This is a genomic window from Metabacillus litoralis, assembly GCF_007994985.1.
In the GTDB taxonomy this organism is placed as follows: Bacteria; Bacillota; Bacilli; order Bacillales; family Bacillaceae; genus Metabacillus; species Metabacillus litoralis.
Map to the genome: position 1 here is coordinate 507,830 of NZ_VOQF01000005.1, position 21,145 is coordinate 528,974.

19 protein-coding genes are annotated in these 21,145 nt (G+C 32.7%); 10 read left to right on the forward strand and 9 right to left on the reverse strand.

Features of this window, described 5'->3' with window-relative positions; all coding sequences use genetic code 11:
- Nucleotides 1-275: 275 nt before the first annotated feature.
- The 3 genes from FS935_RS10510 (at nt 276) to FS935_RS10520 (ending at nt 6,252) form a co-directional block, all read left to right on the forward strand.
- Nucleotides 276-1,874, forward strand: coding sequence for a histidine kinase N-terminal 7TM domain-containing diguanylate cyclase (locus FS935_RS10510; protein ID WP_146948284.1), 1,599 nt, complete (start codon nt 276-278; stop codon nt 1,872-1,874).
- A 313-nt stretch (nt 1,875-2,187) separates the two neighbouring features.
- A complete protein-coding gene (locus FS935_RS10515; RefSeq protein ID WP_158638591.1) occupies nt 2,188-2,754 on the forward strand; it encodes a TetR/AcrR family transcriptional regulator in 567 nt (188 codons plus the stop codon).
- Between the two features lie 420 nt (nt 2,755-3,174).
- Nucleotides 3,175-6,252, forward strand: a complete 3,078-nt coding sequence (locus FS935_RS10520) for an efflux RND transporter permease subunit (protein WP_146948288.1) — start codon at nt 3,175-3,177, stop codon at nt 6,250-6,252.
- A 322-nt stretch (nt 6,253-6,574) separates the two neighbouring features.
- Here FS935_RS10520 and FS935_RS10525 read toward each other — a convergent pair whose 3' ends face one another.
- The 4 genes from FS935_RS10525 to FS935_RS10540 all read right to left on the reverse strand — a co-directional run bounded on the left by FS935_RS10525 (nt 6,575) and on the right by FS935_RS10540 (nt 8,699).
- Nucleotides 6,575-6,856 (reverse strand): YkvA family protein, encoded by a 282-nt coding sequence (locus FS935_RS10525; protein ID WP_146948291.1) that lies wholly within the window; start codon nt 6,854-6,856, stop codon nt 6,575-6,577.
- 108 nt (nt 6,857-6,964) lie between these two features.
- Nucleotides 6,965-7,351 (reverse strand): sporulation protein, encoded by a 387-nt coding sequence (locus FS935_RS10530; protein WP_146948293.1) that lies wholly within the window; start codon nt 7,349-7,351, stop codon nt 6,965-6,967.
- A 17-nt stretch (nt 7,352-7,368) separates the two neighbouring features.
- Nucleotides 7,369-7,497, reverse strand: coding sequence for an FbpB family small basic protein (locus tag FS935_RS10535; RefSeq protein WP_146948295.1), 129 nt, complete (start codon nt 7,495-7,497; stop codon nt 7,369-7,371).
- 275 nt (nt 7,498-7,772) lie between these two features.
- Nucleotides 7,773-8,699 (reverse strand): LysM peptidoglycan-binding domain-containing protein, encoded by a 927-nt coding sequence (locus FS935_RS10540; RefSeq protein WP_146948297.1) that lies wholly within the window; start codon nt 8,697-8,699, stop codon nt 7,773-7,775.
- A gap of 478 nt (nt 8,700-9,177) precedes the next feature.
- On the opposite strand from FS935_RS10540, the gene FS935_RS23640 reads away from it, so the two are divergent.
- Complete coding sequence (locus tag FS935_RS23640; protein ID WP_168714478.1) at nt 9,178-9,354, forward strand: hypothetical protein; 177 nt, start codon at nt 9,178-9,180, stop codon at nt 9,352-9,354.
- A 55-nt stretch (nt 9,355-9,409) separates the two neighbouring features.
- On the opposite strand, the gene FS935_RS10545 is transcribed toward FS935_RS23640, so the two are convergent.
- Entirely contained in the window at nt 9,410-10,009 is a 600-nt protein-coding gene (locus FS935_RS10545; RefSeq protein ID WP_146948299.1) for a response regulator transcription factor, read from the reverse strand.
- 11 nt (nt 10,010-10,020) lie between these two features.
- The gene (locus tag FS935_RS10550) at nt 10,021-11,139 is read right to left on the reverse strand and encodes a sensor histidine kinase (protein WP_146948301.1); all 1,119 of its coding nucleotides are present in this window, start codon (nt 11,137-11,139) and stop codon (nt 10,021-10,023) included.
- Between the two features lie 675 nt (nt 11,140-11,814).
- Here FS935_RS10550 and FS935_RS10555 point away from each other — a divergent pair.
- A complete protein-coding gene (locus FS935_RS10555; RefSeq protein ID WP_146948456.1) occupies nt 11,815-12,507 on the forward strand; it encodes a TerC family protein in 693 nt (230 codons plus the stop codon).
- Nucleotides 12,508-12,580: 73 nt separating this feature from the next.
- Here the strand turns inward: FS935_RS10555 and FS935_RS10560 are convergent, their stop codons facing one another.
- Nucleotides 12,581-13,723 (reverse strand): glycerate kinase, encoded by a 1,143-nt coding sequence (locus tag FS935_RS10560; protein WP_146948302.1) that lies wholly within the window; start codon nt 13,721-13,723, stop codon nt 12,581-12,583.
- A 420-nt stretch (nt 13,724-14,143) separates the two neighbouring features.
- Between FS935_RS10560 and FS935_RS10565 the strand changes: the two genes are divergently transcribed.
- Together FS935_RS10565 and FS935_RS10570 are read left to right on the forward strand one after the other, a co-directional pair.
- Entirely contained in the window at nt 14,144-14,671 is a 528-nt protein-coding gene (locus tag FS935_RS10565; RefSeq protein ID WP_146948304.1) for a hypothetical protein, read from the forward strand.
- 368 nt (nt 14,672-15,039) lie between these two features.
- Nucleotides 15,040-15,768 (forward strand): YwaF family protein, encoded by a 729-nt coding sequence (locus FS935_RS10570; RefSeq protein WP_158638592.1) that lies wholly within the window; start codon nt 15,040-15,042, stop codon nt 15,766-15,768.
- A gap of 39 nt (nt 15,769-15,807) precedes the next feature.
- On the opposite strand, the gene FS935_RS10575 is transcribed toward FS935_RS10570, so the two are convergent.
- Complete coding sequence (locus FS935_RS10575) at nt 15,808-15,993, reverse strand: hypothetical protein (RefSeq protein WP_146948308.1); 186 nt, start codon at nt 15,991-15,993, stop codon at nt 15,808-15,810.
- Nucleotides 15,994-16,235: 242 nt separating this feature from the next.
- Here FS935_RS10575 and FS935_RS10580 point away from each other — a divergent pair, with 242 nt between their 5' ends.
- Both FS935_RS10580 and FS935_RS10585 read left to right on the forward strand, forming a co-directional pair.
- Nucleotides 16,236-16,862: a metal-dependent hydrolase gene (locus FS935_RS10580; RefSeq protein WP_146948310.1), complete on the forward strand. Its 627-nt coding sequence runs from the start codon at nt 16,236-16,238 to the stop codon at nt 16,860-16,862.
- Nucleotides 16,863-16,960: 98 nt separating this feature from the next.
- A complete protein-coding gene (locus tag FS935_RS10585) occupies nt 16,961-17,815 on the forward strand; it encodes an AraC family transcriptional regulator (RefSeq protein WP_146948312.1) in 855 nt (284 codons plus the stop codon).
- Nucleotides 17,816-18,216: 401 nt separating this feature from the next.
- Here the strand turns inward: FS935_RS10585 and FS935_RS10590 are convergent, their stop codons facing one another.
- Complete coding sequence (locus FS935_RS10590; protein ID WP_146948314.1) at nt 18,217-18,942, reverse strand: 3D domain-containing protein; 726 nt, start codon at nt 18,940-18,942, stop codon at nt 18,217-18,219.
- A 320-nt stretch (nt 18,943-19,262) separates the two neighbouring features.
- Here FS935_RS10590 and htpG point away from each other — a divergent pair, with 320 nt between their 5' ends.
- Nucleotides 19,263-21,143 (forward strand): molecular chaperone HtpG, encoded by a 1,881-nt coding sequence (gene htpG / locus FS935_RS10595; protein ID WP_146948316.1) that lies wholly within the window; start codon nt 19,263-19,265, stop codon nt 21,141-21,143.
- The last annotated feature ends 2 nt before the right edge of the window (nt 21,144-21,145 follow it).

Sequence of the window (21,145 nt, forward strand, 5' to 3'; positions counted from 1 at the left end):
AGTAAATATTTATGATTGGAAAGTAGAAGCAAATGTTTCCATAAAATTTAATATTCCATTGAAATGGTTAGGCTTAAAGTTAATGTTTTATTAAGCACATTATAAATAGAAAAATATCTCCATATTACAGGTTTATATGGTAATATTTAACTAGGTAAAAGATAATAGGATTTTTATACATTACAAAGTAGAAGTCTGTTCCTTTCGCTTTTATACTTTAAGCAAGAATAATAAAAATCGTAAAAAACAAATAAGCAGTGGAGTTATGATAAAAAATGCCCTCAGATATCTTTATTTATATTGTTTTAATGTCTGTTGCAGGTGTATTAAATATTTTCATAGGTATTTATGCATATGCAAAGCGCAGAAGCTTTTTAGGCAGTCATACATTTATTTTTATATCGTTTTTTTCTTCTATATACACTTTTGGACATGCATTTGAGCTTTCGAGTCAATCGTTAGAGATGATTGTTTTATGGACTTATTTTCAATATCTTGGACTGCCTTATATAGCTCCTTTAAGTTTAATGCTAGTTTTACAATATATTAGAAAAGATAAGTATTTAACAAGCAGAAATCGCTTTTTCCTACTTCTTATACCAATTATTACAACAATGCTGGTTTTAACTAACCATCTTCATCATCAATTCTACCAAACTGTTTACTTGAGAAATGATGGAACACCGATGATTGATTTTGTGATCGGACCATGGTATATCGTTCATGGTAGCTATACATTTGGCTGTTTACTAGCAGGTGGAGTTTTGTTACTAAGTTATTGGAAACAAACAAAATCAACGTATTGGAAGCAAATTTTTGTATTACTTTTAGGACTTTATCTACCAATGATCTCATCATTTCTTTATTTATTAGGATATACTCCATACGGCATGGATCCTGTACCGATTGTGATGAGCGTAACATCTTTCTTGTATATATGGGCATTTATGTCTACTAATATACTTGAATTAGCCCCAATAGCTAGAGGACTTATTTTTGATAGCATGAGAGACGGTGTATTAGTTTTAGATCCTAGTCAGCGTATTGTCGACTTTAATGATGCAGCAAAGAGAATAATAGGTGACAAATTAAATGATAAAAAGATCGGGGAAAACATTCATTCTTTATGGCAGGAAAATGAGTTGAATACATTTTTGTTTCCATCAATTGATCATCTGAACCATAAGGAAGAATTTGAACTAGAGTGGTCAGGCTTAAACTCCTATTATCAAATTCGTTCAACACCAGTTAAGAACAAATCAGGCTTTATTGTTGGAAGTACAATTGTTATCGCTGATATAACAGAACAAAGACAGCTTTATCAAAAGTTAGAGCAACTTGCCTATACTGATGGTTTAACGGGTATTTTAAATCGCAAAACTTTTATTGACCGTAGTAATACCATCATAAAGCAAATGCATAAAGACGGAATTTCTAGCTCACTAATTATATTTGATATTGATCATTTCAAAGCTATAAACGATAAATATGGTCATCGAATGGGAGATGAAGCCATTTGTCACGTTGTATCGATTTGTCAAAAGTTTTTGCAGCCAAGTGATTTGTTTGGGCGTTATGGTGGTGAGGAATTCGTTATTTGTTTACCTTCAACAACACTTCATGAAGCTGGTGAATATGCTGAAGCAATTCGACGAAGTATCGAGAATACACCATTTGAACGAGAAAATAAAAAAATCCCTATCACGGCTAGCTTTGGTGTTACACATGCTAATAAAGATATTGTAATAGAAGACTTATTGAGTTATGCAGATAAAGCATTATATAAATCTAAGCATAGTGGTAGAAATATAGTACATCTTGCGCAAACGAATATAGTATACCATCGCGGTGATCAATTAATGATAAAAACATAAACTAAGGCTATTTTCGTAAACTATGTTGCTTTTACAATCCTGATGGAAATGACTCTGTATAAAGTCTTGTGGCATCTTTTCTTCTACAAATCGCACCTTTTATGCGATAATACACTGGATCTAACAGATAAAGGCATCAAATAGCAACAATCGTTCAGAAAAGAGCCTACACTAAAGACAAGAAGCCACTTACGTTAAATACAGCCAGTGGCTTTTTGATTACTTAAAAAACACATTGAAATTTGACGTTAGAAAAAATCAGTTCTATATTTACAATATCGGAGAATAAATTTCTTAGAAGAGGAGGATTGCATTGACAAGAGGAGAAGATCAAAAAGTTAAAATACTTAAAGCTGCAAAACAAATCTTCGGTAAAAAAGGGTATTATGATACGAAGATGCTAGAAATTGCTGAACAAGCCGGAGTATCAAAAGGAACAATCTATTTATATTTCTCCTCTAAGGATGAACTGTATATTGAAACACATGAACAAGGATTTCGCCAATATCTAGTGATGCTTGAAAAAGAAGTAAATAAATTTACTACCTTTAAAGAAAAATTAATCTGTATTGCCGAGAGACAATTAGCTGTTTTTTATAATGACAGACATAGACCTAATAAATACCTTCAAGCTTATAACAATGACCCAAAAATGATTCAATGTCTACATAACTTTCTTGATAACTATCACAAATATGTTGTGTCTATTATGGAAGAAGAACAAATCGAAAATCCGAGTGAACATGCAAAAGCATTTATTGGTATACTTGAAAATTATAAAAGAGATATTTTTTTTAATAAAGATTATGATTATGCAATGTTACTTCAAACTGTATTGTTCGTTGTCGATTTATTTATACATGGTTGTAAAAAAGGATGATTGTATTTGAGGAAATTCCTCATGCTCGTTTAGTACTCACTGGTCATTATTTGTAGTGTTAAGTTTTATTAAAATTAGGTTTTGTTTGTTTATTGAGTACCTGTTGGTCATTTTGTGTTTTTAAGATTTTGTCTTAAATTGTCTAATCGATGATAAATCCAAATAATCGATGATAAATTTCCAGAATCGATGATAAATCTGAAAAATCGTTGATAAATTCGCAAAATCGTTGATAAATTCGAAAAAACCGAAACGAAGTTTGTCTTTTAGAAGCATCATATAATGAGTGATTTACTATTATATGAGCAGTTACCCAGTATTTATTTAAAACATTAGACTATTTTCACAATTGAATTTTTTAAAAAATTATCTGGTTTATTGAATAGATTAAAATGTTTAAAAAACGGAGGTTATCATATTATGTTTGATTCGTTAATAAAAAGACCGAAAGTCACCTTAACATTTTTAGTATTATTAGTTATTGTTGGTGGCTTAACAGCATTGCAGCTTTCTAAGCGGGAAATTCCAGAAATCTCGGTTAATGTTGGGACTGTGACAACGATTTATCCTGGAGCAGTTCCTGAAATGGTTGAAAGAACCATTACAAATCCTTTAGAAGGAGAGCTTGAGTCTATAAAAGGCATTGAGAAAATCACCTCGGTTTCTGGAGCGGGTATTTCAAATATTGTTCTAGAAGTAGCAGATAACGAAGATAGAGATAAAGTGTTCCAAGAAGTACGTCAAGCTGTTTCAGACACGAGTAAATCTTTTCCAGAAAATGTACTGAATTCAACAGTAAATTCAGATATTCAAACAGGAGCTTTATCTTCATATCATTTGTTAAGTGATGATCGGGAATTATTACAAAGTCAAAGAGACATGATGATGACTTGGAAGCAGGAACTGGAGAAAATCGCCGGTGTACGAAAAGTAGCATTTAAGGGGATTAGTGAGGATGAATATTTACTAACTCTACAACAAGAGAAAATGAAAGAGTATGGAATTATTTTACCTGATATTATTAATGCAATTAATAATGAGGTTGAAATAACACCACTAGGTACTCAAGAAATAAATAGTGAGAAAAAGCAGCTTTCTCTAGAACATATAGAAAATATTGAGCAAGTTGAGAAAATCTTTGTTACACAAGTTAATGATGAAGCAGTCTTTATTGGTGATCTTGCAGAATTAACGTTGGTTCCAAAAGAGAAGCCGAGTCTTGTTAATTATAATGATTCACCAGCGATTTCAATGACGATTTTGCAAGAAAAGGGAGTAGATATTCCTTCGCTTCATGATCAAGTTGACAAAAAAGTAAAGCAGCTTAGTAAGGATTTACCACAAGATATTACCCTAGATATGTATTATACACAGGACACAATTGTTGGGAAGATTTTCAAGGATTTAGGAACTTCATTTTTCATCTCTATCCTAGTTGTTGTTTTAGTTACTTTATTAGGATTAAACTTCAACTCAAGCTTATTAGTAGCGATTGCCATTCCATCTTCAATTGCATTAGGATTGATTCCTCTTCCTTATATGGGGGTGGATTTAAATCAAATATCGATTATCGGTATGATCATTGCACTTGGTATTCTTGTTGATGATGCTATTGTTATTAATGATAATATCCGCAGAAGATATCGTTTAGGTGACAGTCCATTACAAGGAGCCTTACAAGGTGCCAAGGAAGTTAGAGTATCAATAATTACGTCAACATTAGCTATTGTATTCACTTTTCTGCCATTACTATTTATAGGTGGTTCGAGTGGAGCGTTTATAAGAGCATTACCTTCTGTTTTAATCACGACGATAATTGGCTCAACGATTATTGCCTTAACTGTAGTACCTATCTTTCTAGTATGGAGACAAAAGGTCTTTGAAAAAAACAAAAAAGCTACACAAAAAGATGGATTACTAGGAAAGCCGTTAGAAGCATTAGCAAGCTGGTATAGTCAGAAAGTATTGAAAAAAATAGTGAAATTTCCCATGAGAATTGGTTTGAGTGTCTTACTATTTTGTACCCTTGTTTATGGGTTAGTGCCATTTATTCCAGTTGTCTTTTTCCCTAGTGCAGATCGTGAAGAAGTGACAATAACTGTAACACTACCACCAGAGCAAACACTATTAAATACAGAGAAATATTTAGAAGAAATGAGCTCTTATTTACAAAAAAATGATCCTGCTATATATGAAGTGACAATGTTTGCTGGTACAAGTGAACCTGGGTTGTTTGGAAGTGTTGTCTCAAATCCTGGAGAAAACATAGGTCAATTGGTGCTTAGGGTGGACAGAGAATCTCAGACTGCATCTGAAACAATTGATAAATGGCAGGATCAATTAAGAGAAATCTATTCTGAAGCAATAATTTCCATGTCAACAATTGAAGCAGGACCTCCAGTTGGAGCACCGATTGCGGTAACTGTTAAAGGAGAAAAATTAGATGAATTAATGAATGCTGTAAACGATATAAAAGGAGAGATAAGTAACCTAGATGGCAGTGGTGCTGTTTTAGATGATGTGGGAAGATTACGTCCAACTATAACTTATAGTCCAATTAGAGAAGAACTTCAGAAACATTCAATTACCACTAATGAAATTAGTCAGCAAATAAGATTAATCACTGATGGAATTCCAATGGGATCTTATGATAATGGGATAACCAGCCGTGACTTCACAATTAAACTAGATGGTGTTGCAGAAGGGGCGAGTATAAATTTAGAAGAAATCCAGTTACCTTCAAAAGCAGCTATTCAAGAGGGACCACCTATACTTGTTCCTTTATCAGATCTTGTTAATGTGAATGAAGGAGAAGAAATCCAATCAATTCCACATATAAACGGTGAACGAACTATTACCATAAGAACGTATCCAAAAGATGAACAAAAAGCTGCAGTAGAATCTGAAATTAAAGAGATTGCTGAAAACTATACATCTGATTCAATCTCGGTTTCTGTTGGTGGTGAATCATCAGCACGATCTGATTTCTTTGTTGAAGTCGGAAAACTATTTATTATTGTGATTTTCTTAATTTATCTCTTAATGGTTGTTCAATTCAACTCATTACGAATTCCATTACTCATTATGAGCTCTGTGTACTTAGCGATATCTGGAGCTTTAATAGGTCTATTCATTACACAAACTGGTTTAGGGTTTATGGCAATGATGGGAATTGTATCCTTAGCAGGTATTGTTGTAAGAAATGCTACAGTATTCATTGAATTTATGGAGCAACGAATTCAAGAAGGAGCTAGCTTAGTAGAAGCGGTAGTAGAATCAGGTCAGGCAAGATTACGTCCTGTTATCTTAACAGCTGTAACATCCATGGGAGCTTTACTTCCTATTGCTTTTAGTGGTGACGTATTATTTACTCCACTAGCCATTTCAATTATATCTGGTATCTTTTTCTCAACAATTTTCACATTATTATTTGTGCCAGCTTTTTATATAATCATTAAAAGAAAAAAAGCAAACAACCAGGAAACAGCTGTTAATTAAAATGGAATTTACTATGAAATATTTCGAAGTTGTTTTTAAATGACATAAAAAAGAGGTTAATCCATGTACCATGATTATTGGCACAGGTTTAACCTCTTTTTTTCTAGACTTTTGCTAAGACTCTTTTCTAAAGGATTGTTGCTAATAGACGTCATTATCTGTTGTAACCAGTGTGATATCGCATAAAAGTTGCAATTTGTAGAAGAAAAGCTGCCACTAGACTTTATAAAAAGTTGTTTCCATCATGATTCTAAAAACAACAAAGTTTACGAAAACAGCCTTTGCTAAACACTGGAACAAAAAAAGTTAAGATAAAACTATATTATTCCTTATAAAGTCCATGCTTTTCTTTTAGAGAATCTGGAGCCATCTTAATCATTCTTTCTAAGATAAACGTTGCAATAACAATATCATCCACAATTCCAAACAAAGCTAAAAAGTCTGGAATTATATCAAATGGAAAGAAGGCATACGTGATAATGAATAAAACACCAAGTAGTTTCTTATGACCTTGTACTTCGTTCGTAAAAAAGAAATCCTTCAAAAAGGGGATGAACTTCCAAAATTTAAAGATAAACTTTATTCTCTTAAAATATCTAAACATCTAATCACCCCTAGTCATGTATGATTGTATAGAGTTGTATGGAAGAACAATAGCTTGATGTAATCTAGGGAGATATTTGATAGATTTTTTACCTTCAATTTTCTCCGATTAAACGACTTGAATAATATCTTGATCTCTACTTTCCACACCTTCATTAAAGGTTAATCTAGTTTTGAATCGGTAGGATATATCATCAGATGATGGTGGAATATCCTCTGGCAGTTTGAAAGTGAATGATATTTTATTTGCTTCTTGAGCATTAATTAATTTTGTAGACAAAATTGTTGTACTATCTATTACTTTTTCAACATTAGTAGATTTATCGATTAAAACAAGATCACTATCTATTCTTCTAAGCTGTTGTTCAATTGTTCCACCTTTAATATAAAAATGGCCGCTAATAAGTTCACCTTTACAATATCTATCTTTAGGTAATATGAGGTCAATGATCGCAGAACCTATACCTAAAAGTGACATGTATTTTCTAAGTAACATCATTGATTTCCTCCTTATTATTTGTTTTGAATACTATATTTTTCATCAATACGTTTTTCAATTTTTTCTAGTTGTTGTTTATCTTTAAGAAGTTCTTCTTTATTCTTTTTAATTAAATCTACCATTGCAGTCTTTTTAGAAAACATAATCATTCTCCTTTTTAAATCGTTCTCCAAATGTTAAAGGTGAATAACAAAGAAAAAACCTTTACCAATGAGGTAAAGGTTTTTTTTAAAAAATAGACCTTTACCAAATAGTAAAGGTCTTGCTAACAACTTTCGTTGCCAACAAAGCCGAGAGCAATTAGCTCTGTAGTGACGACTCTGTTGTAAAAGCTACTCCCCTTTAGGAGACCGATTCAGTTATTTAAATTAATAATATGATACTTTTATTTAAACGTCAACATTATTTTGAAAAGTATTTATTTTTTTATTTTAATAGTTTGAAGAATGTCAATCATTTGTGGAGTTATTTCTTCTGATTCCTCTTTATTCAAATAATGAATGGTAAATCGAATAAGCACATCATCAACCTTTTTAACGACAATAGCTGTTTGTGTTTTATTTGTGTAACCATGAAGAAAGAATGCAGCATTACGGTAAAATTCAAGGGAATCATTGTTTATAGGTATTTCCTTTATTGTATTTCCTTTTAAATATGCTTTTGAATTCTCTTTAATCTCAGGTAATTTTGTCTGAGAATCTAACACTTCTACTCTAGAAAAATAGGCATCTTGATCCGTATATTGAAGTAGATATCTCCGAGGTTCTTCTGCATCAAAAGTAAAGTCAGAGCTGAGCTTAACAGATAATTCTACGTGTGAAGCATCATAATGATGATTGGAACGAGTTTTTGCTGCTACATTAAGCAATTGTCCAACCTTAATGGTATTTGAAGATAAATAGTTTAGTGATTTTAATTCTGAAACTGATAACCCATAATTTCTAGCTATACTATATAGAGTATCACCTTTTTTGACAGTTACATTTGTTGGAATAATAAGCTTTTGCCCTTTATAGATCATATTAGATGATAATTGATTGATATGCTTTAATTGGGAAACAGTACTGTTGTATTTTTTCGCAATGCTATACAAAGTATCTCCATGAATGATGGTTATTGTAGAGGGGATCGATAATGTATGACCGGAATAAATCAACGAAGAAGTTAGATTGTTAAGCTGCTTTAACTGCGCAACGGTTACATCATTTTTTTGAGCTATATTGTATAGAGTATCACCTTGTTGGATTTCATAAGGTGTTGATGCTTCTACTTGGTTTATCCCAAATAAACATGTCAAACCTAAAGCAAGGGCAAATGGTTTATAGATAAAGCTTTTGTGTTTCATAACTGGACCTCCTTTTTATTTTTAAACTGCTAAACTACACTATTAGCTACAGAAACTAAAATAGAATGATGGAGCCGTTTCTACGGATTGAGAGAAATATGAACATTTTTTAGTGAAATCAATTTTATTATTCCGTATTACTTTATTTGACGTATTATAATCCTTAATGTTTCATAGAGATAAGCCTATTTTAAAGGTTTAAGCTAAAAGGTGAAAATTGGAGAAATTTGCAGATTTTTTTATAGGAATTAAAAAGTGTTTTAATGAGACTTTTTTGGTCTATAGAGTTATAATTTTGAATATAATAATTTTCACTAATGAACTTTGATTTTATTAAGTGAAACATGTAACATAAGGTAAAATTTGCAGTCTATGTTTAGTGTTTGCTCTAGGTGACTTGCTTATTTCTTATGTGTTTCACATATACACAGCAAAACTAAAAAGCCTAATATATTGGTAGAAGGGTGTGTGTAATAACATGGAAGCTAAAATCAAAAATAATATTACAGTTAATTCAACAATTTCTTTAAAAGGTATAGTCAAAGCAATATTTCAAGATACAGTTCATGTACAAATCGGTGGGAAAATTATTACCATGCCTATAGCCGATTATAATCTTTTAAAAGGTGATCAGACATCTAAGAGTGAGTCATAAAAAAATCGCGACGTGTTTATACACGTTGCGATTTTTACGTTTGACATGATTAGCTCTATTTAAACCAACCTTTTTCCTTTGATTGAGTAATAGCTTCGATTCTATTCTTTACATCTAGCTTTTCTAATATCGTTGATATATAGTTTCGAACTGTTCCAGTTTTTAGGCTAAGTTGATCAGCGATCTCTTTCGTATTTAAGCCATCTGCCACAAGTTCAAGTACTTCCTTTTCCCGATCTGTTAATGGGTTTTCTTCACTATACACATCATCCATTAATTCAGGTGCATAAATACGTCTCCCTGCCATAATATCTCGTATAGAGCTGGCTAACTCGTCGCTAGGACTGTCTTTTAGAAGATAGCCTTTTACACCTGCTTTTAAGGCTCTTTGGAAATATCCAGACCTGGAGAAGGTTGTAAGAATAATAACTTTACATTCAATATCCTTGAGCTTCTCAGCTGCTTCTAGACCAGTCATACCTGGCATTTCAATATCCATTATACAAATATCAGGCTGATGCTGAGTGACAAGAGCTAGAGCTTCTTTCCCGTTACTAGCTTTTCCGACTACTTCCATATCATCTTCTAAATTAAGTAATGATCCTAATGCACCTAAAAGCATTTGTTGATCTTCCGCAATAACAATTCTAATCATAAGAGCCCCTCCTAATCGATCTGTTTTACGACATTAGGTACTTTTATGACTAGCTTTGTACCATCTTCCGTAATAATTTCAGAATTTCCATTAACAAATTCTAGACGTTCCCTCATTCCAGCAAGTCCGTTACCTTTTGAGAAATCAACAGCTTCACAACCAACTCCGTCATCCTTTACGATCATTTTCACTTCATTTTCAGTTTGTTCTAATGAAATAAAACAAGTTGATGCTTTACTATGACGGACAACATTTGTAACTGCTTCTTTTAAACACATACTTAAAATATTTTCATTTAGTAATGGTACATTTGTTAATGATATTTGTTCATTCATGACTAATTTGATTTCGGCAGCATTTAGAATTTGTTTTACATGAATTAATTCATCTTTTAATCGTATTCCTCGCATCTGAGACACAATCTTACGTACTTCATTCAGTGCAGTTCTCGCAGTTTGCTGCACATCCTTCATTTCAGTTTTTGCTTGCTCTGGATCTTTGTGAATGAGTTTTCTAGCCAAATCACTTTTTAAACCAATCATTGATAGCTTTTGACCTAACGTATCATGAAGATCTCTTGCTATTCGCTGTCTTTCTTCTATTATGACTAATTCTGATATTCTTTTATTAGCGTCCTCAAGCTTTTCCTGAAGTTGATCACGTTCTTTGCGACTATGAACACTAAACGGTAGCAAGACAACACTAAGGGAGCTTATAATAACAAAAGGTAATTGTTTTAATAATAAATCCTCGTGTAAAACAATACTAAAATTGATGGCGATTGCCGTAATAACTAAATGCACAATATAAATCGTCATAAAAGGTATGCGTTCCTTTATATTTCCAATAAAATAAGCAATATAAAAGGAAAAGTAAAAATAATTAAAAAGATATGTTGATGTAAAGGAAATGCTAATTAAAATGAATGCTAATAAATAAACTCTCCACTTCTTAGCAATAAAGGCATATCGAAAAGTGATGAAAAATACAATAGTTAATAAAATTCCGACAATAATTTCTGCCGTAGAAGAGGACTGAAAAATAAAATAAAAAGGTAAAATGCTTAAAAATGCCCATATATATGGGGATACTCCATTACCCTTTTGGAGAATTGTTAACTTTTTCTTCATAAATTAGGCCTTCTTTTGGTGGATTGACTTAGTATAATTTCAGTGATATTTTACCATATTTCTCTATTTTATGCTAAAAAGGGTGACGATAAATCATAAAACATAGATTCGATGAAAAAATACCTATATATTCATTTTAATACTAAATCTGATTAAATAGACTTCTTTTTTGAAAATTCATTTGTTTAGGGTGTTTTGTATAATGTTGTAGTTTCTAAGGTGTGGGCTAATTATTAATCATTTCGTTTTTTCGCTCCATAGTGGAATGTAGCAGTCGATAATTGATTTCGATGGGTGCTAGGAAGGGTGCGATGGGGCAGGCGAATTCTGTGTCTGGCAATGAAACGAACTCGGTACATCTAAAAATTCAAAGATCCTAAAAAGACCTTCCAAAACTTTTAATCTAAGAAAATATACTAACTAGATATAATAGACATATACTAGGCAGTTGCAGTATAATAAAAAACATCATAAACAATCCTAAAGTATCTTCCAACGTAAAGGGGAGTAGCGTCAGGTAATTACCTGAAACAACGTCGTCATCACATGAACAGTAGTTCATCGGCTTTGTTGGCATATTTTGTGCTCAGCGAGACCTTTGCCTATATGGCAAAGGTCTCTTTTGTGGGATTTTTGAAAATTTGATATAGGTTATAGGGGGCATATATTTTGGAAATGGAATTTCTGAGTGCGCTTTTGGCAATTGTCGTAATTGATTTAGTTTTAGCAGGAGATAATGCGATCTTAATTGGACTAGCTGCAAGAAACTTGCCAAAGCATCAACAAAAGAAAGTAATCTTATGGGGATCAATCGGAGCAATCGTTATACGTATTATTGCAACATTAGCAGTTGTATGGCTGTTGGAAATACCAGGTTTACATTTAGTAGGTGGTCTTTTATTAGTTGTTATCGCTTATAAGCTACTTGTTGATGATTCAGATCATGGTGATGTTAAAGCGGGAGATAACTTTTGGGCAGCAATTCGAACTGTTATTATAGCAGATGCTTTAATGGGTCTAGATAATGTACTAGCAGTAGCAGGTGCATCACATGGTAATATGACTTTGGTTGTTATCGGATTATTAATTTCGGTACCAGTTGTAATGTGGGGAAGTACGCTTATTCTTAAGTGGATTGATCGTTACCCTATCATTGTTACAATTGGATCGGCTGTACTTGCATGGACAGCATCTAAGATGATTGTTGGAGAACATTTCTTAAGTGGATTCTTTGCAAACAGCTTTGTAAAGTACGGTTTTGAAGTACTAGTTGTTGCCGGAGTTATTTTAGGAGCTCGATATGTGAAGTCTAAAGCAGCTGCAAAAAAAGAAGAAGCGGTTCTCTTAAAAACTGGTTCATCTAACTAAAAATATATAGTTAAAGGATCAAATCCAGCTTAATAGTGGATTTGATCCTTTTTTATTACGTGTCTATAAAATCTTACTTAAGAAGATCCAACTTTATGATGGAAGCAATATTTCTTGCTGTGATTGTTGTATATATTTCTGCTTGATCTAAAGCCTGAGCTATTGTCACGGCACCTGGAACAATACTAAATAAGGCATCAATTCCATAATCCTTCACTACTTCACTTTCATTTGATAATGCCCCTGCAATAGCAATAACAGGAATATTGTATTTCTTAGCAGCTCTTGCCACCCCAATCGGCGTTTTGCCGTGTATTGTTTGAGAATCAATTTTCCCTTCGCCTGTTATAACAAATGTTGCATTCTTTACATGTTTATCAAAATCAACCTTCTCTAATACAATATCAACACCACTTTTTAATTTCGCTGATGAAAAAGCTGCCAATACTCCAAATCCAAGGCCTCCAGCAGCACCGGCACCAGGTGTATTTCTTAACTTTAATTTTAGTGTTGTTTCAATAAGATCTGCAAAATGTTCTAAGTTTTTATCGAGAATCTTTATCGTTTCAGCTGTTGCTCCTTTTTGAGGACCAAAGATTGCTGAAGCACCTGAAGGTCCAGTCAGAGGATTATCTACATCACAAGCAACTTCTATTTTAGTTTTGTGTATCCTTTCGTCGATCATTGTTAAATCTATTGTTGATAAATCAAGTAAACTAGCTCCACCAAACTCGATTTGCTGGCCTTTAGAATTTAGTAGTTTTCCCCCTAATGCTTGAATCATACCAGCACCTCCATCGTTTGTGGCACTTCCACCAATTCCAAGAATAATGTGTTTTGCTCCACAATCTAAGGCAGCAGAGATAAGCTCACCTGTTCCATAGCTGGTTGTTAAAAGTGGGTTTCTTCGTTCAGGGGGAACATGGTGCAGACCAGATGCGGCAGCCATTTCAACAACGGCTGTTTGACCATCACCAGATAAACCAAAAAAAGCTGGTACTTTATTACCTAACGGATCAGTAACTTGGCACTCAATGATATTACCGTTTAATGCATCTACAATTGATTGAACAGTTCCTTCACCACCGTCAGCCATTGGTATTTTAATGTATTCCGCATCAGGAAGAACTTCTTTAAAACCCTTCTCAATTAAGCTAGCCACTTCTAAAGCAGTTAAACTTTCTTTGAAAGAGTCAGGGGCAATAACAATTTTCATTATTAGTCACTCCTATTCCTCATTAATTTATGTGATAAATGAAATGATAATATTTTTCTTGAAAAATTTTTAAAGAAAACTTGAAACCTTTTGTGATCGGCAATCGACTAATACATGTAGAACAAATTTATTAAGCTAACTATCATAATAATCTGAAAAATCCATCTATTTAATTGGCTTCCCAAGATGAAATATAAATAATATTATAAGATAAAATGATGCTAAATTGCTGTAATATTGTTAAAGAGCTTATATGCTATGAACCTATTAAATTTTTCTAAAATAATAGTTGAAATTCCTTAAAGTAAAATCTATAATACTATAGATGAACCGACATTTCTATTATTTACTATAAATGGTTTTGTTTGTAAATAACGAATGTCTTCATACATACATAACAAAAAAACGGAGGATTATTACATGAAAAAGATTTGGTTTTTAATTTCCACTTTGGTATTATCTATTGCTCTAACAGCTTGCTCAGAAGAAAGTAATGGTGCAAAGGATGAAAAGGATTCAACAAATGAAGAAGCTGAAGCCGAAACAGAGGATGCTGCAAAGAATGCTAAGAGTGCAATGATGCAATTTTATATGAGTGTGTCAAAAGCAATTAATTCACAAGATGGGGATCTAAATACTTATGAAGCTTCAGAAGAAGAGCCAACAGCAGAAATGAAAACAAGTGCTGAGGCATCAGCTACAGCTGTAGTTGCTGAATTAGAAAAGGTAGAAATTCCGGAACAACTTAAAGATCAAAAAGCTGATCTTGAAGCAGCTTTAAAGGATCTAACAAATTCTTATCAAGCAAAAGCTGATGAACTAAAAAAAGACACACCTTCACTAGAAGCTGCTAATGAAACATTTACAAAAGCAGAAGATCAAATTGGTAAAGCATTTGAAAGTGTAGGATTGAATGCTTCAAGCTTAGGTACAGAGGTTAACGGATAATAATTATATGAAAAAGCCAGTCTTGTGTTTTGAGACTGGCTTTTATTTAGGCTCTTTTCTGAAAATTGTTGCTTTTAGACGTCATTATCTGTTGTAACCAGTGTGTTACGTATAAAAGGGTGCAATTTGTAGAAGAAAAGATGCCACTAGATTTTATACAGAGTTGTTTCCTCCATGATTCTAAAAACAACAAAGTTTACGAAAATAGCTTTTATTTATCATGAAAAGGTAGGATTAGGGAAGAATGATCTTGAATAGGTTACTATAAGGGACAATGAAAAAGAATATTGTTTTACAATTTCTCTTTTCTATTAATATAATTATTCTAAATAAACGATAAGAGTATGCAGGAATTATGGGGGGTACTTATGGAAGAGCTTTTTTTGCCACAAGGTAATAATGAGTTCACTTTATTTTCTCTTGAGCATTTGCTTACTTTATCTGTATTTATAATCTTAGGAGCTTGTATATTTTTATATCGAAAAACACTCAGAAAAAAACGGTATAACTTTACTGTTCGACTTTTAATATTTATTATCATGATAATCTCGGAGATTAGCCTTCATATATGGTTGTATTGGTATGATTCTTGGACGTATAGACATTCCCTTCCATTACATTTGAGCAGTATTACACTTTTGCTATCAGCAATTATGTTGCTAACAAAACGGTATTCCTTATTTGAATTCACATATTTCGCTGGAGTTGGTAGTGCATTACAAGCGATGATCACACCAGATATCAGTCACTACACATTTCCCCATTACCGCTATGTTCACTTTTTTATCGCCCATGGACTCACAATTATTGCGAATCTCTTTATGGTTTTTGTAAATGGATTTCTTCCAACATTTAAATCAATTTGGAAGGCCTTGCTATGGTTAAACGCTTATGCAACTCTTATTTTTATCATTAATCTTTGGGTTGGTGGAAATTATATGTATATTTCACGAAAACCTCTTAATCCTACAATGATCGATTTTTTTGGCCCATGGCCATGGTATATAATTCCATTAGAATTTGTGGCAATAGCAACGTTTCTGCTATTATATCTTCCTTTTGCCTTTAAAAATTCAAGACGAAAAAAGTCCTTGTAATGTCCTGTTCATAGGTTTACAAGGACGTCTTTACTTAATTTAAGAACGTTGAATGGTACTTGATGAAAACCCCTTTACTAATTTTTGTAAATTCCGATGACCTTCTCTTAACTTTATTGTTTCTTCAATTATTTGTTGAAATCCTTCTAAATCTTTATCAGATGCATTTAATACTGATTTAGGTATACCTTCTGCAATTTGCTGTAATGTTAAATCATCTCTCATAGTAAAACACCCTTTCTTTCGTTTCGAATCTCTACCTATAGTTTTTTAGAAAGGTGCTTCAATATCCTGCTCTTTGTGGGTAAAATTTATCTACATTTCTCGGCAATTTTTCGAATATCTACATAGAATTCTCCATCATCATCAAAAATATGACATAAACTGCTAGAACACATCATTTTTCTCCCTTTTAATCGTGTATACTTAAAATCTAAATTTATATAAAAATAGAAAAAGGTGAAAAAATGAAAGGAACAACACATGCTATTTTAGGCGGTGTAGGAGGCTTAGTTGTTAGTCAGGCGCTATTAACAGATCCAACACAAGCAACAATATTGATAGGAATTGGTTGTGTGGCAGGTCTTGTACCAGATATGGATATTGACGGTAAGTTAAGCAACAGAATTACGTTTTCCCATAAATTAGTTCGAACCATTGTCCAGTTAATAGGGTGTTTTCTTGTCTTTCAAGGATTATTTTTTGAGGCAAAAGATGAGCAGATCATCAGTGTACTCATTGGAATTAGTTTATTTGTACTTTCAACATTTATTAAACAAAGGCATATGTTAACTGTTACAGGAATTGGAGTTTTTGTAGCAGGGGCTTCAATAGAAGAATTATGGTTGACTTTGCTTGGAATCTACATATTAATAGCTTCAGTTGTTTCTCACAGAAGCTATACGCATTCACTTATAGGTCTTTTATATTTTGCTTTCATTGCATACTATTTGGAAGAAGCATATAAAATAGACGGAATTTTTTGGACCTGCATGTTAGGATATAGCAGTCATTTAATAGCTGATATGAAGCTTTTACCTTTAAATAAAAGGGGAGTAAAGTTATTTTTGCCATTTTCAAAAAGAGAAATTTAATGAATATTTTTACTTATATAAACCTGTCACACTTGTGCAGAAAATGACAGGGAATTCTTTTCATTGATTGATATTGTATATATGGGAGGTGGAAGCTTATGGAAGGGCTGCAAAGAATGAATGATTCTCTTCAATTTATTGAGGAGAATTTAGATTCTACACTTCAAATTGAAGAAATTGCTAAAGTTGCTTGTATGTCAAAATATCATTTTCAACGTATGTTCCAAATGATAACAGGGGTATCAGTAGCTGAATATATTAGAAAGAGGAAATTGACATTAGCTGCTCAAGAATTAAGTCACTCAAGAGCACGTGTACTAGATATCGCTTTAAAGTATGGCTATGAAAGTCCAGAATCTTTTTCAAAAGCATTTCGTAAAGCACATGGAATTAGCCCAGTGGAAGTAAGAAGAACTGGAATAAATATAAAGGCCTTTCCAAAGTTATCCTTTCAAATTCAATTAAAGGGAGAACAAGAAATGAATTACAAGATCATTCAAAAGGATGAATTTAAGGTGGTTGGTAAGGGGATTGAAATTTCGATGGGTGAGAACAACAAAGAAGTTCCATTGTTTTGGGAGCAGTCAAATAAAAGTGGATGGACTAAAGTTTTAGCTGCTCAAGCTGGTGTAATGGGATTAATGGGTATTTGTTTAGATCATAATCACAAACAGGAAAATATGACTTATTTTATTGGGATAGAAAAGAACAGTGAAAAAATCATTCAAGATTGCGAAGAGAGAATCATACCAGCATCTACATGGGCAGTGTTTGAAGTAGTTGGTCCAATGCCGCATTCGATACAAAACATATGGAAGAGAATCTTCTCAGAGTGGTTTCCTTCAACTGGCTACGAGCATGGAAATGCACCTGAAATAGAGGTATACCCAGATGGTGATCCAAATGCTGAAGACTACCGATCTGAAGTATGGGTTCCGATTATCAAGAGATAATTTTATTTCAGGTTTTTTGAGATGTATGGTGTTTTGTTAGTTTTTTGAGGAAAGTCTTCATCGAGATGATGGAGACTTTTTTTGGGTAGGAAAAATGAACCCCTTTAGTGAAGGAGATTAAGAATGTTAAAGGGTGTAATGAAGGACATTAGAAAAGCAGAACCGATATGAAATGTCCATCATAGAGCGGATGAATGACATTAGAGAAGCAGAACCGATATGAAATGTCCATCATAGAGCGGATGAAGGACATTAGAGAAACAGAACGGGTATATAAAGGTCCTCATCAAGCAGATGAAAGACATTAGAGATGAAAAAGGGTCTTCATTCAATAATGAAGACCCACACGATCTATTAAAATATTAATTGGTTAACTAGTTACTATACTCTAGCACTTCAACCTAGTCCAACACCTTTATTCTAACTTCTTTCCTACCCCAATCCAATGCTGCAGATTTACTAGGAATGAATAGATCAATTTTATTTCCTTTAATCGCACCGCCTGTATCTCCTGCGATTGCCTCACCATAGCCTTCTACATAAACTTTTGAGCCAAGTGGAATAACGGAAGGATCAACTGCAATCACTTTCGCATTTGGATTTTTATGTAAATTTATACCTGTAGCAGTTGTCCCAGAACATCCTTCACAATTTGCTGTATAGGCCGTTGCTGTGACAGTTAGTTCTTTACTGTTAGATTTTGGTGATGTTGTTGTCTGCTTTACCTTTGTATCTACTACTTGTTTTTTTGAAGATGATTTCGAGCTATCTATATTTTTTGCATTTTGAACGATTAGTTCTTCACCAGGTTGAATAGTCGTGGAATCTAATTTATTCCAATTTTGCAGCTCATCTATAGTAACATTATATTCTTTTGCAATATCCCAAAGAGACTCACCTGCTTGTACTACATGTGTATGATGTACAATTAATTTATCATTTGGACGAATTAGGTCACCTGATAAATTGTTTAACTCAATCAAAGAATCAACTGTGACATTTTCTCTTTCTGCAATTGTCCAAAGGGTATCACCTGCAATTACCTCTACTTCATGTGCTGAGGCACTTGTCGCAAATCCAGCACTAATTGCTGCAGCAGCGACGAAACCTAGTATTCTTCTTTTCATAAAAATTACCTCCTTGTTAGCTTGTTGCTAATCAATGCACCAATCTTAACACGAAAAACTAGCTTTAAAAGAACAAGCAGTTAACAGTTTGTTTACGTTGTTACGATCATGTAATAGAAACATTACAATCTGTTCCGGTTATTTGAATAATAGTGATATAATGGTTTTGTTTACATAAAAAGGAATTTAAATGATAGTTTTTTGTTAAATTATTGACAGTTCTTTTTCTATATGATATTTAAAATATAGTGTTAGCACTTGAAAGAGTTGAGTGCTAAAATTAAAGAATAAGCAGTTAATATTGAAAGGAGAAATTGATCATGGCAAAGCAACAATTTAAAGCAGAATCCAAAAGACTATTAGAAATGATGATTAACTCTATCTATTCTCAAAGAGAAGTATTTTTAAGAGAGCTCATCTCAAATGCAAGTGATGCAATTGATAAAATTTACTACAAAGCATTAACAGATGAATCATTAACCTTTGATCAAGAAAACTATTACATAAAAGTAACACCTAATAAGGAAAACAGAACATTAACAATTACAGACACTGGAATTGGGATGACGAAAGAAGAGTTAGAGAATAATCTTGGTGTGATTGCTAAGAGTGGTTCTTTAGCTTTTAAAACGGAAAATGAACTGAAAGATGGACATGATATTATTGGTCAATTTGGCGTAGGTTTTTATGCAGCATTTATGGTAGCGGATGTTGTAACTGTTGTAAGTAGAGCATTAGGCAGTGATGAAGCATATAAGTGGCAATCAGAGGGAGCAGAGGGCTATACAATTGAACCTCATGAAAAGGACACTGTTGGTACAGAAATTATTTTACAAATAAAAGAAAATGCTGAAGAAGAAAACTATGATGAGTTTTTAGAAGAATATTCTCTAAAAACTATTATCAAAAAGTACTCTGATTTTATTCGTTATCCAATTAAGATGGATGTTTCTGGTCAAAGACCTAAAGAAGATAGTGATGATGAGTTAGAGTCATATGTTGAAGAACAAACAATAAATAGTATGGTCCCAATTTGGCGCAAAAATAAAAGTGAATTAACAGATGAAGATTATGAAAAGTTTTATCAAGAAAAGCATTATGGATTTGATAAGCCATTAAAGCATATTCATATTAGCGTAGATGGAACGATAAGATATCAATCGATTTTATATATTCCAGAAAATATGCCATTTGATTATTATTCAAAAGAATATGAAAAAGGTCTAGAGCTTTACTCTAATGGTGTATTAATTATGAATAAATCTGCGGATCTTCTTCCTGATTATTTTAGTTTTGTCAAAGGTATGGTAGATTCTGAGGATTTATCATTAAACATTTCTCGTGAAATGCTACAGCATGATCGCCAGTTAAAATTAATTGCAAAAAATATAAATAAAAAAATCAAAAATGAACTCCAAAGCCTTATGAAAAATGATCGTGAAAAATACGAAACATTTTATAAAGCCTTTGGTAGACAGTTAAAATATGGAGTTTATAGTGACTTTGGTAGCAATAAAGAAGTGTTACAGGATTTATTATTATTCCACTCATCAAAAGAAAATAAGCTTGTTTCACTAGATGAGTATGTATCAAGCATGCCTGAAGATCAAAAATATATTTATTATGCTTCTGGTGAGTCGATTGATCGAATTGAAAAATTACCACAAACAGAGTTAGTATCTGAAAAAGGCTATGAAATTTTATACTTTACTGAGGATATTGATGAATTTGCTATCAAAATGCTTATGAATTATAAAGAGAAGGAATTTAAGTCTGTTTCAAGTGGTGATCTTGGCATAGAATCAGATGAAAATGAAGCTCAAACAGAAACAGAGAGAGCTGAAAACAAAGATCTTTTTGACTTTATGAAAAATGTTCTTTCTAGCAAAGTTAAGGACGTAAGAATTTCAAAACGTTTAAAATCGCATCCTGTATGTTTAACAACTGAAGGTGATGTGACAATTGAAATGGAGAAAATTTTGAGTGCTATGCCTGATAATCAAAATGTGAAGGCAGATAAGGTACTTGAAATTAATAGTAGCCATGAAGTATTCCAGTCATTGAAAAATGCGTTTGAAAATGATAAAGACAAAGTGACTCTTTATACAAATCTTTTATATAACCAAGCTCTGTTAATTGAAGGATTACCAATTCAAGATCCTGTTGAGTTTACAAATGATATGTGTAAGGTCATGGTTTAAAA

Bases quoted from the DNA above. Each gene is read 5' to 3' on its own strand.
- FS935_RS10555 (WP_146948456.1), top strand. From the start codon at position 11,815: ATGGAATTTCTGAGTGCGCTTTTGGCAATTGTCGTAATTGATTTAGTT.
- FS935_RS10535 (WP_146948295.1), bottom strand. From the start codon at position 7,497: ATGTTTTCTAAAAAGACTGCAATGGTAGATTTAATTAAAAAGAATAAA.
- htpG (WP_146948316.1), top strand. From the start codon at position 19,263: ATGGCAAAGCAACAATTTAAAGCAGAATCCAAAAGACTATTAGAAATG.
- FS935_RS10580 (WP_146948310.1), top strand. From the start codon at position 16,236: ATGAAAGGAACAACACATGCTATTTTAGGCGGTGTAGGAGGCTTAGTT.
- FS935_RS10545 (WP_146948299.1), bottom strand. From the start codon at position 10,009: ATGATTAGAATTGTTATTGCGGAAGATCAACAAATGCTTTTAGGTGCA.
- FS935_RS10565 (WP_146948304.1), top strand. From the start codon at position 14,144: ATGAAAAAGATTTGGTTTTTAATTTCCACTTTGGTATTATCTATTGCT.
- FS935_RS10585 (WP_146948312.1), top strand. From the start codon at position 16,961: ATGGAAGGGCTGCAAAGAATGAATGATTCTCTTCAATTTATTGAGGAG.
- FS935_RS10560 (WP_146948302.1), bottom strand. From the start codon at position 13,723: ATGAAAATTGTTATTGCCCCTGACTCTTTCAAAGAAAGTTTAACTGCT.
- FS935_RS10575 (WP_146948308.1), bottom strand. From the start codon at position 15,993: ATGAGAGATGATTTAACATTACAGCAAATTGCAGAAGGTATACCTAAA.
- FS935_RS10540 (WP_146948297.1), bottom strand. From the start codon at position 8,699: ATGAAACACAAAAGCTTTATCTATAAACCATTTGCCCTTGCTTTAGGT.
- FS935_RS10550 (WP_146948301.1), bottom strand. From the start codon at position 11,139: ATGAAGAAAAAGTTAACAATTCTCCAAAAGGGTAATGGAGTATCCCCA.
- FS935_RS10525 (WP_146948291.1), bottom strand. From the start codon at position 6,856: ATGTTTAGATATTTTAAGAGAATAAAGTTTATCTTTAAATTTTGGAAG.
- FS935_RS10590 (WP_146948314.1), bottom strand. From the start codon at position 18,942: ATGAAAAGAAGAATACTAGGTTTCGTCGCTGCTGCAGCAATTAGTGCT.
- FS935_RS23640 (WP_168714478.1), top strand. From the start codon at position 9,178: ATGGAAGCTAAAATCAAAAATAATATTACAGTTAATTCAACAATTTCT.
- FS935_RS10520 (WP_146948288.1), top strand. From the start codon at position 3,175: ATGTTTGATTCGTTAATAAAAAGACCGAAAGTCACCTTAACATTTTTA.
- FS935_RS10510 (WP_146948284.1), top strand. From the start codon at position 276: ATGCCCTCAGATATCTTTATTTATATTGTTTTAATGTCTGTTGCAGGT.
- FS935_RS10530 (WP_146948293.1), bottom strand. From the start codon at position 7,351: ATGTTACTTAGAAAATACATGTCACTTTTAGGTATAGGTTCTGCGATC.
- FS935_RS10570 (WP_158638592.1), top strand. From the start codon at position 15,040: ATGGAAGAGCTTTTTTTGCCACAAGGTAATAATGAGTTCACTTTATTT.